The organism is Pseudomonas sp. AK-TSAG1-1 (assembly GCF_056821665.1).
This window is the reverse complement of sequence record NZ_CM165965.1, coordinates 3,849,327-3,866,113: the sequence shown is the minus strand read 5'-3', so window position 1 is coordinate 3,866,113 and position 16,787 is coordinate 3,849,327. Positions and strand designations below refer to the sequence as shown.

The following is a 16,787-nucleotide window of genomic DNA, read 5'->3' as shown; positions in this document are numbered from 1 at the left end:
TGCTGATTGAAGGTTCTCATGAGCGCAGTACCACGCCGCTGTCGTCTTCCCACCAGACGTAGACCTTGTCGTCCCAGGTCGGACGCGCGCCACGGCGTTCGGCGTTGGCCATGAACGACTGGACGATCTTGCCGCCAGGCAGTTCGACGTAGAACACCGAGTGGCCGCCGAGGTAGGCAATGTCATGCACCTTGCCTTCCGACCAGTTGTAACGGGTCTCTGGCTTGAGGGTGCTGACGAGCATTTTTTCCGGGCGGATCGCGTAGGTGATCGACTTGTCCTGCACCGAGGTGCTGACGCCGTGGCCGACGTAGATCTTCTGCTGCAAGTCCGGGCTGTGGATGATCGCGTGACCTTCAAGGTCTTCTACCACGGTGCCGTCGAAGGCGTTCACGTTGCCGATGAATTCGCAGACCATGCGGCTGACCGGTGCTTCATAGATGTCGACCGGGCTGCCGATCTGGGCGATCCAGCCCAGGTGCATGATCGCGATGCGCTCGGCCATGGTCATGGCCTCTTCCTGGTCGTGGGTCACCATCACGCAGGTCACGCCGACGCGCTCGATGATTTGCACCAGCTCCAGTTGCATTTGCGAGCGCAGCTTTTTATCCAGCGCGCCCATCGGTTCGTCGAGCAGCAACAGCTTCGGACGTTTGGCCAGGGAGCGGGCGAGGGCGACGCGTTGACGCTGACCGCCGGACAACTGATGGGGTTTGCGCTTGGCGTATTGGGTCATGTGCACCAGGCGCAGCATCTCTTCGACGCGGGCGTCGATTTCGCTGGCCGGCAAACGGTCCTGCTTCAAACCGAAGGCAATGTTCTGTGCCACGGTCATGTGCGGGAACAGCGCGTACGACTGGAACATCATGTTGATCGGCCGTTCGTACGGCGGCATGTCGGTGATGTCCACGCCGTCGAGCAGAATCCGCCCTTCAGTCGGGCGCTCGAAACCGGCGAGCATGCGCAGCAGGGTCGATTTGCCCGAGCCGGAGCCGCCCAGCAGCGCGAAGATCTCGCCCTGATGGATCTCCAGGGACACATCGTCCACAGCGGTGGTTTCGTCGAACTTCTTGGTGACACGGTCGACTTTCACCAGAACCTTTTTCGGTTGCTGGTGGCCTTCAAGTGCCTTCCTGTAAGTGCTGGAGGCGTTTGCCATGTGAAACTCCCAACAGGTTTCGTTCGCCGGGCCAACGTGGCCTGGCTTAAAAGTGGATTGCAGAGCGATATGCGCATTTCCTGTCGGATCACATCCCCTGTGGGAGCGGGCTTGCTCGCGAATGCGCCGTGTCAGTCGACGTCGTTGTTGTCTGACACTCCGCTTTCGCGAGCAAGCCCGCTCCCACAGGGTTTTGCGTTGTCCTGACGGGCACTGCTCATACCGATCCGGCTTGGTCGGCGCCGCCGTCCTGGCTGCCTGGGTCGTACTTGTTGTTATTACGGTTTGTTGTTTTCACGGATGACGGATGCGCACACGCACAGCCGCCGACCCCGTGGGGGCAGTAAACAGTGATGAAATCCTGGGGGGGGTCAGCGCTTGTTGCGCCGCGCCGCACGTTGCCGGCAAGCCTCGCCGAACGCCTGGAAAATCTTCAGGTAGTTCGGGTTGTCCAGCACTTGCCATTCAGGGTGCCATTGCACGCCGAGGGCGAAGGTCGGGCTGTGCTCGACCGAGATCGCCTCGATCAGGCCATCCGGCGCCACAGCTTCGGCGCGCAGGCCGGGAGCGAGGCGGTCGATGCCCTGACTGTGAATCGAGTTGACCTGAAACTCGCCCGGCAACTCCAGCGCTTCGAACACCCCACCGGCCAGCACCGTGACGGCATGCGCCGGTGCGTATTGCACGGCCACGTCCGGGCTGTCGGCTTCGCGGTGATCGAGCATGCCCGGCAGCTCGTGGACCTTCTGGTGCAGGCTGCCGCCGAAGGCTACGTTCATTTCCTGGAAGCCACGGCAGATGCCGAGCACCGGAACGCCCGCCGCGATGGCTGCACGTAATAAAGGAAGGGTGGTGGCGTCCCGCGCCGGATCGTGATCCGTACCGGGGGAGCTGGCCGGGCCTTGATAGTGGAAGGGTTCCACATTCGACGGCGAGCCGGTCAGCAACAGACCGTCGAGTTGACCGAGCAGGTCTTCGACTTCAGTCAGTTTGCCAAGGGAAGGAATGACCACCGGCAACCCCAGCGCCGCAACGCTGACAGCGCGAACGTATTTGTCGCCGCTGATGTGATAGGGGTGCAGGCCAATCTGTTTGACGCACGCAGTAACGCCGATCAATGGCTTGAATGCCATTTTTATTCACCTCGAAGTTTGACACTTGAACGAGCTTTTCCGGAGCTTAGCCTCGTTGATTTTAATTAACAACTGCCATGTAAAAAATTCTAAACGCCGTTCATCAAATCTTCATGGTTCTCGGGCATCTGGCGCCAGTGTTGGCACGTGAGTGTTAAAAAAAGCCCGAAAAATAAACCCTGAGCGGTCATCTGTTCGCTATTGACTTCACTTTGCCGTTCGGGTTGACTGGCTCCGTGAAAGAGCAGTGAACATAATAATTAACAGCTAAATAGGTGCATCATGTCGGTCCCTCTGCGTGCCGTTCAACTCAACGAAGCAAACGCATTCCTTAAGAAACATCCTGAGGTTTTGTACGTCGACCTTCTGATTGCAGACATGAACGGTGTGGTGCGCGGCAAGCGCATCGAGCGCACCAGTCTTCACAAGGTTTACGAGAAAGGCATCAACCTGCCGGCCTCGCTCTTCGCTCTCGACATCAATGGCTCCACGGTGGAAAGCACCGGCCTGGGTCTGGACATCGGCGACGCTGACCGCATCTGCTACCCGATCCCGGGCACCCTGAGCATCGAGCCGTGGCAGAAGCGTCCTACCGCGCAACTGTTGATGACCATGCACGAGATCGAAGGCGAGCCGTTCTTCGCCGACCCGCGTGAAGTGCTGGCCAACGTCGTGCGCAAGTTCGACGAACTGGGCCTGACCATCTGCGCCGCGTTCGAACTCGAGTTCTACCTGATCGATCAGGACAACGTGAACGGCCGTCCGCAGTCGCCACGTTCGCCAGTGTCCGGCAAGCGCCCGGTGTCGACTCAGGTGTACCTGATCGACGACCTCGACGAATACGTCGATTGCCTGCAAGACATCCTCGAAGGCGCGAAAGAGCAGGGCATCCCGGCTGACGCCATCGTCAAGGAAAGCGCCCCGGCGCAGTTCGAAGTCAACCTGCATCACGTCTCCGACCCGATCAAGGCCTGCGACTACGCGGTCCTGCTCAAGCGTCTGGTGAAGAACATCGCCTACGACCACGAGATGGACACCACCTTCATGGCCAAGCCGTATCCGGGCCAGGCGGGCAACGGTCTGCACGTGCACATTTCGATTCTGGACAAAGAGGGCAACAACATCTTCGCCAGCGAGGATCCCGAGCAGAACGCCGCGCTGCGACACGCGATCGGCGGTGTGCTGGAGACCCTGCCTGCGCAAATGGCCTTCCTCTGCCCGAACGTCAACTCGTACCGCCGCTTCGGCGCGCAGTTCTACGTGCCGAACTCGCCGAGCTGGGGCATCGACAACCGCACCGTGGCGGTACGTGTGCCGACCGGTTCGGCCGACGCTGTGCGCATCGAGCACCGCGTGGCGGGTGCCGATGCCAACCCGTACCTGCTGATGGCCTCGGTGCTGGCCGGTATTCACCACGGCCTGACCAATCAGATCGAGCCGGGCGCGCCGGTTGAAGGCAACAGCTACGAGCAGAACGAACAGAGCCTGCCGAACAACCTGCGCGACGCCCTGCGTGAGCTGGACGACAGCGAAGTCATGGCCCGCTACATCGACCCGATGTACATCGACGTGTTCGTCGCGTGCAAGGAAAGCGAGCTGGCCGAGTTCGAAAACTCGATCTCTGACCTTGAGTACAACTGGTATCTGCATACGGTCTGATTCGCAGACCAACACCGACCCCCTGTGGGAGCGGGCTTGCTCGCGAAAGCGATGTGTCTCGCAGTGAAGATGCTGGACGTACCGACGCCTTCGCGAGCAAGCCCGCTCCCACAGGGGATTCGGTTACCAAATTTGATTGACGGGTGTTCGCCCGTCATCCACTCCCCTTGTCGAGCCACAACAATGACAACGACCCGCAACGACTGGGAACAATGCTTCCAGTCCCTGACCATCGAATCGCGCGCCTTCATCAATGGCGAATATCGCCCGGCGATCAGCGGCGCCACTTTCGAATGCCTGAGCCCCGTCGATGGCCGTTTCCTCGCCTCCGTGGCCAGCACCGATGAAGCCGACGCCAACCTCGCCGTCGACGTCGCACGTCAATCGTTCAACTCCGGCGTGTGGGCGCACAAGGCCCCGGCCGAGCGTAAACGTATCCTGATTCGTTTCGCTGATCTGATCCTGCAACACCAGGAAGAGCTGGCGCTGCTGGAAACCCTCGACATGGGTAAACCGATCAGCGACTCGATGAGCATCGACATCCCGGCGACCGCTAACGCGATCCGCTGGAGCGCTGAAGCCATCGACAAGATCTACGACGAAGTCGCCGCCACTCCGCACGATCAACTCGGCCTCGTCACCCGCGAGCCATCCGGCGTCGTGGCGGCCATCGTGCCGTGGAATTTTCCGCTGATCATGGCCAGCTGGAAGTTCGCGCCAGCCCTGGCAGCGGGTAACTCGTTCATCCTCAAGCCTTCGGAAAAATCGCCTCTGACCGCCATCCGCATCGCCCAGCTGGCGTTGGACGCGGGCATTCCGAAAGGCGTGTTCAACGTTCTGCCGGGTTTCGGTCACACCGTCGGCAAGGCGTTGGCGCTGCACATGGACGTCGACGTGCTGGCCTTCACCGGCTCCACGGCAATTGCCAAGCAACTGATGATTTATGCCGGCCAAAGCAACATGAAACGCGTCTGGCTCGAAGCAGGGGGCAAGAGTCCGAACGTGGTGTTTGCCGACGCACCGGACTTGCGCGCGGCAGCACAAGCGGCGGCCGGCGCCATTGCCTTCAACCAGGGCGAAGTGTGCACCGCCGGTTCACGCTTGCTGGTCGAGCGTTCGATCCGCGAGCAATTCATTCCGCTGCTGGTCGAAGCGCTGCAAGCGTGGAAGCCGGGGCATGCACTTGACCCGGCGACCACCGTCGGTGCCGTGGTCGATCAGCGCCAACTCGACAACGTGCTGCGCTACATCAGCATCGGCCGCGAGCAGGGCGCCGAGCTGATTGCCGGCGGCCAGCGCACCCTCGAAGAAACCGGCGGCCTCTACGTGCAACCGGCGTTGTTCGACGGCGTGACCAATGCCATGACCATCGCCCGCGAAGAAATCTTCGGCCCGGTGCTGTCGCTGATCACCTTTGACACCGTTGAAGAAGCGCTGCAGATCGCCAACGACAGCATCTTCGGCCTCGCCGCCGGCGTGTGGACCAGCAACCTGAGCAAGGCGCACACCTTCGCCCGTGGCCTGCGTGCCGGCAGCGTCTGGGTCAACCAGTACGACGGCGGCGACATGACCGCGCCGTTCGGTGGCTTCAAACAATCGGGCAACGGTCGCGACAAATCGCTGCATGCGTTCGACAAGTACACCGAGCTGAAAGCGACCTGGATCAAGCTCTAACTTTTATACAACGGTGGTCGCCCTGAACCGGCGACCCTCGGAGAACAATAAAATGAAACAACAACACGTCAACAGCTACTACGCCGCCACCCGCAACGAAGTCATCGACTTCCCGATTCTTGAAGAGTCGGTCGAGTGCGATGTCTGCATCATCGGTGCCGGCTACACCGGCCTGTCCTCGGCGCTGTTCCTGACTGAAGCCGGGTACAAAGTGACCGTGCTCGAAGCGGCGAAAGTCGGCTACGGCGCCAGCGGTCGCAACGGCGGTCAACTGGTCAACTCCTACAGCCGCGACGTCGATGTGATCGAAGAGCGCTACGGCGACAGGACCGCAGAAATCCTCGGCAGCATGATCTTTGAAGGCGCCGACATCATCCGCTCGCGGATCAAGGAATACGACATCAAATGCGACTACCGCCCGGGCGGCATTTTCGCAGCGATGAACAAGAAACAACTCAACGGCCTGGCCGAGCAGAAGCGCAGTTGGGAACGTTACGGCAACAAAAACCTGAAGATGCTCGACGCCGCTGACATCCGTCGCGAAGTCGGCTCCGACGCCTACGTTGGCGGCATGCTGGACATGCAGGGTGGCCACGTTCACCCATTGAACCTGGCCCTCGGTGAAGCCGCAGCCATCGTGCGTCTGGGCGGCAAGATCTACGAGCAATCGGCTGCCGTCGAAATCAAATACGGCGAGCCCAACGTCGTGCGTACCGCCAAAGGCCAGGTTCGCGCCAAGTACCTGCTGATCGCCGGCAACGCGTATCTGCCGCAAGGCCTGGACAACCGCGTGACCGCGAAAAGCATGCCGTGCGGCTCGCAGATCTGTGTCACTGAACCGCTGACCGAAAAGCAGGCGCGCAGCCTGATCACCAACAACTACTGCGTCGAAGACTGCAACTATCTGCTCGATTACTACCGTCTGACGGCCGACAACCGCCTGCTGTACGGCGGCGGCGTGGTGTACGGCGCGCGTGAACCGGACGACATCGAGCAACTGATCCGGCCGAAGATCCTCAAGACCTTCCCGCAGCTCAAGGACGTGAAAATCGACTACCGCTGGACCGGCAACTTCCTGCTGACCATGTCACGCATGCCGCAATTCGGCCGGATCGAGAAAAACGCCTACTACATGCAAGGCTACAGCGGCCACGGCGTCACCTGCTCGCACCTGGCCGGCAAACTGATCTCGGAAATGATCCGTGGCGACGCCGAACGCTTCGACGCCTTCGCCTCGTTACCGCACATGCCAATGATCGGCGGCCGCACCTTCTCCGCCCCGTTGACCGCCCTCGGCGCCGTCTACTACTCGCTGCGCGACCGCTTCGGCATCTAAGTTACCTCCCCGGCGGCGGCCCCAAGACCCCGCCGGTTTTTTACCTGAGACACTAACGCTGCAAATGTGCGAGCTGGCCTGCCAGCGGTGGCGGCGCGTCAACCATCATCAATGGAGCTGGCACCCAGAGATCAAACTGTGGGAGCGGGCTTGCTCGCGAAGGGGCCATATCAGCCAACATCCCCGTCGCCTGACACACCGCTTTCGCGAGCAAGCCCGCTCCCACAGTTGCTGTATTACCAAGGCAAGAAGGACTTTTATCCCACCGTCCATCGAACCTGCTGAGCAACACCACCAAACGTGATTTAATAGCCGCCTTTCACGGTTCCGGGACACGGGAGCAACGTGATCCGCGCCCTCGGCGCGTCACCCGCCACCCACCCCCATCGCCCTTAAGTCGTTCTCACATAAGGCTGTCATGGATACGGGTTCTCGACTCAAACTAGTACGCGAAAGCTACAAACTCTCCCAGCGCGAGCTGGCCCGGCGTAGCGGCGTGACCAATGCCACCATCTCCCTGATCGAACAGAATCGCGTCAGTCCTTCCGTCAGCTCCCTGAAAAAGCTGCTCGAAGGCATCCCGATGTCCCTGGCCGACTTCTTCACCTTCGACCAACCCCCGCGCGAACACCAATACGTGTTCCGCGCCAACGAACAACCCGACCTCGGCCGCCACGGCCTGCGCCTGCTGCTCATCGGCGCCTCGGTCCCAAGCCGCCAGATGCGCCTGCTGCGCGAGCAATACGCGCCGGGCGCGAGCTCCGGTGAAGAGTCGATCGTGCATGCGGAAGGCGAGGAGTGTGGGCTGGTGACGCGTGGCACGGTGGAGTTGACCGTGGATGGATCGGTGAGTGTGTTGAATGCCGGGGATGGGTATTACTTTCCTACGACGTTGCCGCATAAATTTCGGAATATCGGGGCGGATGAGGCTGAGATTATTAGTGCGAATACGCCGGCTAACTTCTGATCGCTGTTTAGATTAGGCGTACGTTGTAAATAAATCCGACATCTTTTATTGGGTGTCGGTTTTTTTTTGTGGATGAAATGTTTGTAGGGTGTAGGGCTTTTATTTGTAGGAAGGCTCTGAGTTGGTGCGTGATGATGCGAGGTTAAGGATGTTATGGCTCTTCTGGTATGTGTACATTGCGTGGTAGTTGATCGGAAGTCATTTTTGATTGTCCGTAGAGCTTGATTTTTGGTGTTATAGCTATGTGAGGGGGCGGGCTGTGCAATTAAATGGTCTTCAGTGTTTTTTTCGTGTTTATTGTCTAATTCTTGCTTCTTCATTTTTCTGGAGTGTAATGGTCGTAAACTGTATTGGTCAGTTTATAGAGCTTGAGGGAGACTTGGTCTGGGTAGTGATTTTGGTTGTTTTTGTTCTATTTGCTTTGTATGGTTTTGCTTTTTCTGTTCCTGTTCCATCGCTTCGCAATATGCTCGATGGGAAAATGATCGAAGAAAAGCACTATAATTTACGAAGGGTGTTAATCGAAATGGTCTTTTTGTCTATGATATTGGCCATTGCTTTTGTTCCGTTTATGATGGGGTTCGATTTTTTTAATGGTGTTTCGTACTGGGTGATAGCGTTTTTTCTGTTCGTATTATTTTTTGGTTTTTTTTGCTATTTAAGCTTTTTTCAGCGTTCGTTTCGCTCTCGCCGTTAGTGGACTGGTTGTGTGATTACTTTTCAGGGCTTGATTCTTTAATTGAGTTTAGCGTGAAGCTGTCAGTTAAAGCTTCGAATGCTAAGGTTGGTATTCCCATTTGCTTGTGGGCCCGTTCGTAGTTTATAGGGTCTCTATTGAAAAGTTGCACTGAATCTGGCTTTCGGACGAGATGTATCATGCCTCGAATAGACAGATAGAGATCTACGGTGTAATAGGTAAAATTACCGTTTCTGATGCCGAAAACTCTCTGATAACCCATCCTGATAGGACCCACAACACTTGGTTTGTCAGGGCCGTTGTAGATGTTTCCCACACCCTCATAAATGTTGTTGACGCCGTGCCCGATTAAGGCAATGCCCGTAACGCCAGCTTTACCTCGGGTGGCTCCAATCGCTAGGGCGCCAGCCTGAAGTTGTATGCTTCCCGCAGCAATGCTCACCCCATTCTGAAAATAAAACATGGATTTGGCAGAAAGCTCTGAATACTCTTCCCTGAGTTCCTGCAATCCTTGCTTGGCACTAATGACACCTTCATCCACCGCCCGAATAATCTCATTAGCGTAAGAAGAAACGATCTCGCTAAATCGAAGCTGGCTGAAACTGTCATACAACTGAGTCGCGCCAATCTGGCATCCGAATGCGACCAGCTCGGACGCAGCCCGTGTGACGTCGTTGATGTCACACGGATCCTCATTCATCGTCATTTCCCCAACGGCTGAAGCCGCTTGTGCCCGCGTGGATATGGGTCCAACTGATTTCGCGGTAAGTGAATGAGACCAACTCCTGTGGCTGTGCGTCATTCAAATGGATGGCGTGGGGGACCTGAAGGTTGATGTGGGCGATTTTTGCGCCGGCTATGTGGATTTTGAAATATTTCTCTTGTGTACCCGCGGCGGAGGTTCGGTAGAAGAAGAGGGTGCAGTCCAGCACTTCGCGTTCGTGAAGTGCGGCGCAGAGGAGGGGAGAGGATTTATCGATGTTCTTGGTGATCATGATCGGCAAGTGTTGGCCGCGGTCTGCGGTAACGCCGCCGTTATTGCCGGTGGTCATGTTGTGGGAATAGGCCAGGACCATGATTTCATCGAGGTGCCCCAGTTGGCATTTGTTGCCGATTGAGTTTGTGTCGGAGCAACCGGCGGAGATCAGTCCTTGTCGGTTTCCGGTAATGCTCATGTAACTGTGGTTTGCCATGGAAGCTCTGCTTTATTGAATGGATAACTCTCGTTTGAAGAGTAACCGTCCAACAAAGCCGGGGTGCTGAAGCGCCGAATCACCGATGATGACGTTCAGACGCTTCTTACAGGGTCAGCGGAAGTCAGGAGGTGAAGGTTCTGAGGTGCCAACCACGTTAGCGTCGGTTGGATGACCGAGCGCCTACAACGTTGGCACGTTCGTAATGTGTTGGTTATGAGGCGAGCGTGTCCAAACGTAGCTGCTCCTATCGCTAATTTAGTTAGCGACAGCCCCTCACCCCAAGTGGTGTTTTCCTAAGAGCTTTTCAGACTCCAAAATCTGGGCGCTGAAAATACCTGTCCGACCACGCGGTCGGCTTTTTCATTTGTCAGCCCGCAGTACATCACTGAAGGTTTCGCCGAACGACACCACGACGTAGACTGCGAAACAAGTTGTAACGCCTGACCCACGGATGGAACCGCGCATGATCGAAATCGGCAGCCGCAACAACGCCCCCACGCCGCAGCACCCCACTCAAGACATCTACATTTTCAGCATCGACCCGTCCCGACCGGCGACGCCGTTTTGCTTCGAGCAATCGATTGGCGGCGGGCACGCCAATCAGGGCGGTGCGCGGTGGTTGGCGCTGGATGAATTGGACGCCTGGCCCGGCGAGTGGCGTGAGCATCTGCAGAAAGCCGATTGTGCGTGGGTCGCAGAGCTGATCGATGCGAATAACGGTGCAGATCAGGCAACGCTGGTGGCGCTGATTCTGCAAAAACATTCCGAATCCACCAAACCTGCTAAACCTGTCAAACCCCTCAGCCGTTTGCAGGCGATTGGCGCCTGGCTCAAGCGCAATATCCACGTCGGCGGCCGTTACGGTATCTAATCCGAGGAATTCTCCATGCCCCAGACACTCGAACGCGCCATCGCCCTCGCTGCCACCGCGCACGCCGGGCAAGTGGACAAGGGCGGCGCGCCGTACATTCTGCATCCGCTGAAAGTCATGTTGCGCATGAGTTCGCTGGAAGAACGCATCGTCGCCGTGCTGCACGATGTGGTCGAGGATTGCGGTATCAGCCTCGATGACTTGCGCAAGGAAGGTTTCAGCGAAGAGGTGCTGACGGCGATTGACTCAGTGACCAAGGTGCCGGGCGAGTCCTACGAGGATTTCGTCGAGCGCGCGGCGCAGAACCCGATTGGCCGGGTGGTGAAACTGGCGGATCTGGAAGAGAACAGCGACCTGTCGCGGATTGCCTCGCCCAGTTGGGAGGATCTCGAGCGGGTCGAGAAGTATCGGCGGGCGATCGGACGGTTGCGCACTTAATTCAGTTGAATAGCCAGGAAGGCGAATATGAAATCGATTCTGTGTTTTTTGATCGCTGCCGCCGTTGGCGCTGCGTTGCAGGTCAGCGGTGTTCCTCATGGCCTGTTGCTGGGGGCGATTCTTGTCACCGCACTGGTCACCACGCGAACCGGTTTTGCCCCCGCAACCCCTTATGGATTGGGCTACATCCAGGTCACGCTGGGCATCGCCACCGGGCTGATGTTCGAGGCGTGGGACGGTGCAACGGCTTCGGCCATGTTGCCCAGCCTCGGCGTCCTGCTGATATGCCTGACCGTACAGATCGCGCTCGCTGGATGGTGGCTGACCCGCGGCGCGGGGTGGAATCGCACCGACGCGCTGCTGGCGGTGTACCCCGGCGCACTGGCGGCAGTGTTCGATTTGCTGGAGTCGGAAAAGGCCTCGAGCAAGGTCATCATCGTGCACCTGATGCGGCTGCTGTTGATCACGGTGTTGGTGAGTTTTTTGATTCCCGGGCAGGCTTCGGTGGCGGTGGTTGAAAGCGATCCGTTGAGCACGGGCATGGCGTTGACGGTGCTGGCGCTGATCGGCTTGAGCATCGTCATCGGGCGATTGCTGCTGGTGATCGGCGTGCCGGCGCCGTTCATGCTGACGGCGATTCTGCTCACTGCGGTGTTTGTGAAATCGGGATGGTTGCACGGCTTCCACATGCCGGACTGGAGCCTGAACCTGGCGGCGCTGATTCTCGGCGCGCGGATCGGTTCACGCTTTCAGGGGCTGGGCGTCGCGGAGTTGGGGCGGCATGGGCGGACGGCGCTGGTGTCGGTCGGTTTGATGATCGTGGTCGCGGCGGCATTCGCCGAAGTCGCGGCGCGCTGGCTGGGCAGTGATCCGCTGTCGTTGTGGCTGGCGTACATGCCGGGGGCGATCGAGACGATTGCGATTGTCGCGTTTGCCGGTGGCTTGAATGTGGTGTTCATCCTCACTCACCACCTGGCGCGGATGGTGCTGCTGCACTTCGCGCCGGCGTTGCTGGTGCAGGTGCGACGGGCGCGGGAAGAAAGCTGAAAGTACCTTTGTGCTGAGGGGGTTCATCCCCTCAGCACAGGGTTGGATCAGCGGATATGCGCGTCGAACCCTTCCATCCCCGGTGCGATCCCATCCTTCAGCGTCAACGCCGGAATCTCGTAATCCCCGCCATTCTGCTGCCGATAAGCAATCGGCCGCGTGCTCCACAATTCATCCAGTCGCGTGCCCAGTTCTTTGCAAGTCGCGGCAAATGTCGCCTCGTCCATTCGACCGACGCGATAGGCCACGAACGGCGGTACCACCTCGAAACCGGGGTAGTAGAGGACGCCGTGATTGATCGGAAACAGCACGTCATCAATCGGGCCGTTGATCCCGCGCGGGCTGTAGTGCGAGTCCCAGCCGCCGGTGGTGACCATCAGCATCGCCCGTTTGCCTTTCATCTTGCCTTCGCCGTAGCGCTCGCCCCAACGCGAATCGGAGTGTTCGCCAACGCCGTAGGCAAAACCGCAGGCGTACACGCGCTCGACCCAGCCCTTGAGGATTGCCGGCATGGAAAACCACCACAGCGGAAATTGCAGGATCAGTGCGTCGGCCCAGAGCAGTTTTGCTTGCTCGGCGGCGATATCGGCGGCCTGAGTGCCTTGGGCGTAGGCGAGTTTCGAGTCCCGTGAGGTGTTGAAGGGGCGGCTGGTGTCGCGTTCCGGGGCGTCGTCGGCGTCGAGGGTGGTCTTCCAGTTCATCGCATAGAGGTCGGAGACCTGCACGGTGTGACCGGCGGCTTGCAGGCGCTGGACGGTGAAGTCCTTGAGCGAGCCGTTGAGTGAGGTGGGTTCAGGGTGGGCGTAGACCAGTAGCACATTCATGTTGCAGCTCCTTGGTTGAATGCAGGCAGGATCAATCCTTGATCGGTATATTGGAAATGAATGTCTGATATGTCAGGTATAGCCATGAATAATTTACGACGTCTGGACATAAACTTGCTGTTGACCCTAGACGTGTTATTGGCAGAACACAACGTAACCCGCGCCGCAGAGCGGTTGAACCTGTCGCAGCCGTCGGTGAGCGTGCACCTGGCCAAGCTGCGCGACATCTTTGCCGATCCGCTGTTGCTGCCCGGACCACGGGGCATGCGCCCCACCGCGCGGGCCGATGAATTGCGCGAGCCGTTGCGCGAGGCGCTGCAAGCACTGGAACGGGCAGTGGCGCCGGCCAGCGCCTTTGATCCGGCGCAGGCCAGCCAGACCTGGAAAGTCGCGGCGACCGATTACGGTGAATCGACGGTGGTGCTGCCGGCCCTCAGCGGTTTGCGCACTCAGGCGCCGGGTACGCGTCTGGCGGTGCTCGATCTGATGCCGGCGCAGTTGGTGAAGCAGGCGGAGCAGGGGATGATTGACCTGGCGTTGCACATCACCGAAGACGCGCCGCTGGATCTGCATCAGCGGGTGCTGTTCACCGAGCACTACGTATTGGCCGGTCGCGTCGGCCATCCGCGCCTGAAGCGCAAGCCGAACCGCGAACAGTTCTGCGCACTGGAACACGTGATGGTGTCACGGGAGGGCGGGGGCTTTTTCGGGGTGACCGACAAGGCGCTGGCCGAGGTCGGTCTGGCGCGCAACGTGGTGCTGTCGGTGCCGCACTTTCTGATGGTGATGTCGGTGCTGACCAGCACCGATCTGGTGGCGATGCTGCCGTCACGGCTGGTGCGCGGTAACCCGGCGTTGCAGGTGGTCGACGCGCCGCTGCAGGTGCCGGGCTACGAAATGGCGATGTTCTGGGGCGAACGCTCGCACCGCGACCCGGCGCACAAATGGTTGCGTGAACATCTGGCGGCGTCGGTATAGCGCGTCAGGCGTGGCCCAGGGCTATCGCAAAAGACACGACGATCATGCACGCAAACGCAAAATTGAGATTCATCAGCTATTCATCCTGAGCCTTTTTAAAGTGAGGCCATTCTGAACAGGCGTCAGGCAAAGAAAAAATTCGGCTTGTTGATTCCAATGATCGAAACAATTGATACCGGCCGGTTTGTGTTTGCCCGAGGCTTTCGCTAGTCTCGGCAAAACCTGCAACTACAAGCATAAACAGGCACAACCATGCGCGATCATTCGATCACCGAACTGCCGTCCCTGCGCCGGCAGAAAATTCTCCTGATCCTCGAACGTGACGGCAAGGTCATGGCTTCGGAGTTGAGCCAGCACTTCGCCGTGTCCGAAGACACCATCCGCCGCGACCTTGCCGAACTGGATCACGCCGGCTTGGTGCAACGCGTACACGGCGGGGCGCTGCCGCGACCCAAGGACACCGGCAAGGATTACTTCACCCGGCTGGAGGAAAGCGACGAGGTGAAGGTGCGCCTGGCGCAGCGAGCGGCGCAAGAGGTCGAGGACGGGCAGATTGTGTTGTTTGATTCCGGCTCGACCACGTTGCAGGTGGCGCGCTCGTTGCGTGCGGATATCCAGATCACGGCGGTAACGGCGGCGCCGATGACGGCGGTTGCCTTGTCCGAATACAGGGGCGTGAAGGTGATTCTGGCCGGCGGGCAACTGAACCCCCGCACAATGTCGGCCGGCGGGCATGAGGCGGTGCGGATGCTGGCCGCGATCAAGGCGGATCTGGCGCTTACCGGGGTCTGCGCGATTCACCCGGAGGTGGGCATTACCTCGCTGCACTTCGATGAAGTGCCGGTCAAACAGGCGCTGCTCGACAGTGCCGCACGGGTGATAGCGGTGACCACGGCGGACAAGCTGGGGGCGGTGGAGCCGTTTGTGGTGGCATCGTGTACGCGGCTGCATACGCTGATTACCGAGCGGCATGTAGCGTCGGGCAGTGTCGAGGATTATCGGCGGTTGGGGATTGTGGTGGAGCAGTTGCCGGACTGAGCTTTTGTACTGAGGCTTATGGCGTCTTCGCGAGCAGGCTCGCTCCCACATTTGGAATGGATTCGAATGTGGGAGCAGTTGTCTGGTTGAGATGTGTATTGCGGCTGCTGGCGTCTTCGCGAGCAAGCCCGCTCCCACGTTTGGAATGGATTCGAATGTGGGAGCAGTTGTCGGGTTGAGGTTTGTATTGGGGCTGCTGGCGTCTTCGCGAGCAAGCCCGCTCCCACATTTGGAATGCATTCGAATGTGGGAGCAGTTGTCGGGTTGAGGTTTGTATTGGGGCTGCTGGCGTCTTCGCGAGCAGGCTCGCTCCCACGTTTGGAATGGATTCGAATGTGGGAGCGGGCTTGCTCGCGAAGGGGGCAGTCCAGTCAGCGCAGTTTTTCGAGCATCTGGTAATACCACATCCCCGCCGCCAGCAACGGGTTGCCCAGCAAATCCCCCATCGGCACGCGAATGTGTTGGCATGCAGCAAACGTGTCGAACTGCTCCATCTGCCCGGTGATCGCCCGGCTCATGATTTCGCCCATGATGTGGGTGGTGGCGATGCCGTGTCCCGAGTAGCCCTGGCAATACCAGACATTGTCCGAGAGCTTGCCCAGTTGCGGGATACGGTTGATCACGATGCCCATCGCGCAGCTCCACTGGTAGTCGATCTGCACCCCTTTGAGCGCCGGGAAGGTCTGCTCGATGCACGGGCGCAGCTCGGCGGCGATGTCCCGCGAATCCTTGCCGCTGTAGTTGGCGCCGCCGCCGAACAGCAGACGGCCATCGGCGGTAAGGCGGTAGTAATCGAGGACGAAGCGGCAGTCGTACACCGCCAGGTCTTCGGGGTTGATCTGCCGCGCCAGATCACCCAGCGGCGCGGTGGTGACGATACCGCCCATGGCCGGGAATATCTTGCCCTTGAGCTGGCCCGGCTCAAGTTTGTGATAGACGTCACCGGCGAGCATCACCTGCCTGGCATCGATCTGGCCGTGAGCAGTGCGCACGCCCGGGCTTTTGTGAGGAGCCGTGCCGTGAATGATCTCCAGCACTTCACTGTTTTCAAAGATCAGTGCCCCCAGACTTTCCGCCGCCCGCGCCTCGCCAATGCACAGGTTGAGCGGGTGCAGGTGCATGTTGCGGGTGTTCTTGATTGCGCCGTGATAGAGGTCGCTTTGCAGCAGATCACGCACCTGACTGCGGTCGAGCAGGCTGACCTCGTCGGCCATTCCGCGGCGTACGGCTTCGTCGTAGTCCTGGCGCAAACCGTCCATGTGGCTGGGCTTGTAGGCGGCGTGCAGATGGCCATGCTTGAGGTCGCACTGAATGCCATATTTTTCGACCCGCTGCTGGATGATTTGGTGTCCACGCCAGCGCAGGTGCCAGATGAAATCGTCGACCTCATCGCCGAGTTTCGGGCGCATCTGTTTGCGCATCGCACCGTCGCCGGAAAGGCTGCCGGTGACTTGTCCGCCATTGCGCCCGGTGGCGCCCCAGCCGATCTTGTGGCTCTCGACGATAGCGACTTTCAGGCCCTTTTCGGCGAGTTCCACAGCGGTGGCAACGCCGGTGAAACCACCGCCGATGATCACCACATCAACCTGATGCCGGCCTTGCAGGGTCGGGTAGTCGGTGTCCTGGTTGAGGGTGGCGGTGTAGTAGGAATTGCAGCGTTCGGTCATGTCAGTGTCCACACAGAATTCGGAAGTCGGAGTGCAATCCCCTGTGGGAGCGGGCTTGCTCGCGAATGCGGTGGGTCAGTCACTGAAATATTGAATGTGACGA

The 16,787-nt window shown here is 59.1% G+C and carries 16 protein-coding genes; 10 read left to right on the top strand and 6 right to left on the bottom strand.

All coding sequences use genetic code 11. From position 1 onward, the window contains the following. Positions 1-16: 16 nt before the first annotated feature. Positions 17-1,159 carry an ABC transporter ATP-binding protein gene (locus AC1UK9_RS17090; RefSeq protein WP_025111313.1) on the bottom strand — a complete coding sequence of 381 codons (1,143 nt, stop codon included), beginning with the start codon at positions 1,157-1,159 and terminating at the stop codon, positions 17-19. 371 nt (positions 1,160-1,530) lie between these two features. Next, complete coding sequence (locus tag AC1UK9_RS17085; protein ID WP_482578084.1) at positions 1,531-2,292, bottom strand: gamma-glutamyl-gamma-aminobutyrate hydrolase family protein; 762 nt, start codon at positions 2,290-2,292, stop codon at positions 1,531-1,533. Between the two features lie 282 nt (positions 2,293-2,574). Here AC1UK9_RS17085 and AC1UK9_RS17080 point away from each other — a divergent pair, with 282 nt between their 5' ends. From AC1UK9_RS17080 to AC1UK9_RS17060, 5 genes are all read left to right on the top strand, one after another. Beyond that, positions 2,575-3,951 carry a glutamine synthetase family protein gene (locus AC1UK9_RS17080; RefSeq protein ID WP_025111315.1) on the top strand — a complete coding sequence of 459 codons (1,377 nt, stop codon included), beginning with the start codon at positions 2,575-2,577 and terminating at the stop codon, positions 3,949-3,951. A gap of 183 nt (positions 3,952-4,134) precedes the next feature. Then, entirely contained in the window at positions 4,135-5,625 is a 1,491-nt protein-coding gene (locus tag AC1UK9_RS17075) for an aldehyde dehydrogenase (protein ID WP_482578083.1), read from the top strand. A gap of 52 nt (positions 5,626-5,677) precedes the next feature. After that, positions 5,678-6,961, top strand: coding sequence for an NAD(P)/FAD-dependent oxidoreductase (locus AC1UK9_RS17070; RefSeq protein ID WP_482578082.1), 1,284 nt, complete (start codon positions 5,678-5,680; stop codon positions 6,959-6,961). A gap of 418 nt (positions 6,962-7,379) precedes the next feature. After that, positions 7,380-7,928, top strand: coding sequence for a cupin domain-containing protein (locus tag AC1UK9_RS17065; protein WP_482578081.1), 549 nt, complete (start codon positions 7,380-7,382; stop codon positions 7,926-7,928). Positions 7,929-8,262: 334 nt separating this feature from the next. After that, positions 8,263-8,625, top strand: a complete 363-nt coding sequence (locus AC1UK9_RS17060; protein ID WP_482578080.1) for a hypothetical protein — start codon at positions 8,263-8,265, stop codon at positions 8,623-8,625. Positions 8,626-8,641: 16 nt separating this feature from the next. Here the strand turns inward: AC1UK9_RS17060 and AC1UK9_RS17055 are convergent, their stop codons facing one another. Next, the gene (locus AC1UK9_RS17055) at positions 8,642-9,325 is read right to left on the bottom strand and encodes a DUF4225 domain-containing protein (protein ID WP_482578079.1); all 684 of its coding nucleotides are present in this window, start codon (positions 9,323-9,325) and stop codon (positions 8,642-8,644) included. Beyond that, complete coding sequence (locus AC1UK9_RS17050) at positions 9,318-9,818, bottom strand: Hcp family type VI secretion system effector (RefSeq protein ID WP_025111320.1); 501 nt, start codon at positions 9,816-9,818, stop codon at positions 9,318-9,320. The genes AC1UK9_RS17055 and AC1UK9_RS17050 overlap by 8 nt, the downstream gene beginning before the upstream one ends. 466 nt (positions 9,819-10,284) lie before the next feature. Between AC1UK9_RS17050 and AC1UK9_RS17045 the strand changes: the two genes are divergently transcribed. The 3 genes from AC1UK9_RS17045 to AC1UK9_RS17035 are packed head-to-tail and all read left to right on the top strand — an operon-like array spanning position 10,285 to position 12,177. Beyond that, entirely contained in the window at positions 10,285-10,692 is a 408-nt protein-coding gene (locus tag AC1UK9_RS17045; protein WP_482578078.1) for a hypothetical protein, read from the top strand. Positions 10,693-10,707: 15 nt separating this feature from the next. Continuing rightward, positions 10,708-11,130 (top strand): HD domain-containing protein, encoded by a 423-nt coding sequence (locus AC1UK9_RS17040; RefSeq protein WP_482578077.1) that lies wholly within the window; start codon positions 10,708-10,710, stop codon positions 11,128-11,130. 27 nt (positions 11,131-11,157) lie between these two features. Beyond that, positions 11,158-12,177, top strand: coding sequence for an AbrB family transcriptional regulator (locus tag AC1UK9_RS17035; protein WP_482578076.1), 1,020 nt, complete (start codon positions 11,158-11,160; stop codon positions 12,175-12,177). A 47-nt stretch (positions 12,178-12,224) separates the two neighbouring features. Here the strand turns inward: AC1UK9_RS17035 and AC1UK9_RS17030 are convergent, their stop codons facing one another. Further along, positions 12,225-13,001, bottom strand: coding sequence for an NAD(P)H-dependent oxidoreductase (locus AC1UK9_RS17030; RefSeq protein ID WP_482578075.1), 777 nt, complete (start codon positions 12,999-13,001; stop codon positions 12,225-12,227). A gap of 84 nt (positions 13,002-13,085) precedes the next feature. On the opposite strand from AC1UK9_RS17030, the gene AC1UK9_RS17025 reads away from it, so the two are divergent. After that, the gene (locus AC1UK9_RS17025; protein WP_482578074.1) at positions 13,086-13,979 is read left to right on the top strand and encodes a LysR family transcriptional regulator; all 894 of its coding nucleotides are present in this window, start codon (positions 13,086-13,088) and stop codon (positions 13,977-13,979) included. 252 nt (positions 13,980-14,231) lie between these two features. Next, positions 14,232-15,017, top strand: a complete 786-nt coding sequence (locus tag AC1UK9_RS17020; protein WP_482578073.1) for a DeoR/GlpR family DNA-binding transcription regulator — start codon at positions 14,232-14,234, stop codon at positions 15,015-15,017. Between the two features lie 371 nt (positions 15,018-15,388). Here the strand turns inward: AC1UK9_RS17020 and AC1UK9_RS17015 are convergent, their stop codons facing one another. Further along, positions 15,389-16,684 (bottom strand): NAD(P)/FAD-dependent oxidoreductase, encoded by a 1,296-nt coding sequence (locus tag AC1UK9_RS17015; protein WP_482578072.1) that lies wholly within the window; start codon positions 16,682-16,684, stop codon positions 15,389-15,391. Positions 16,685-16,787 lie beyond the last annotated feature (103 nt).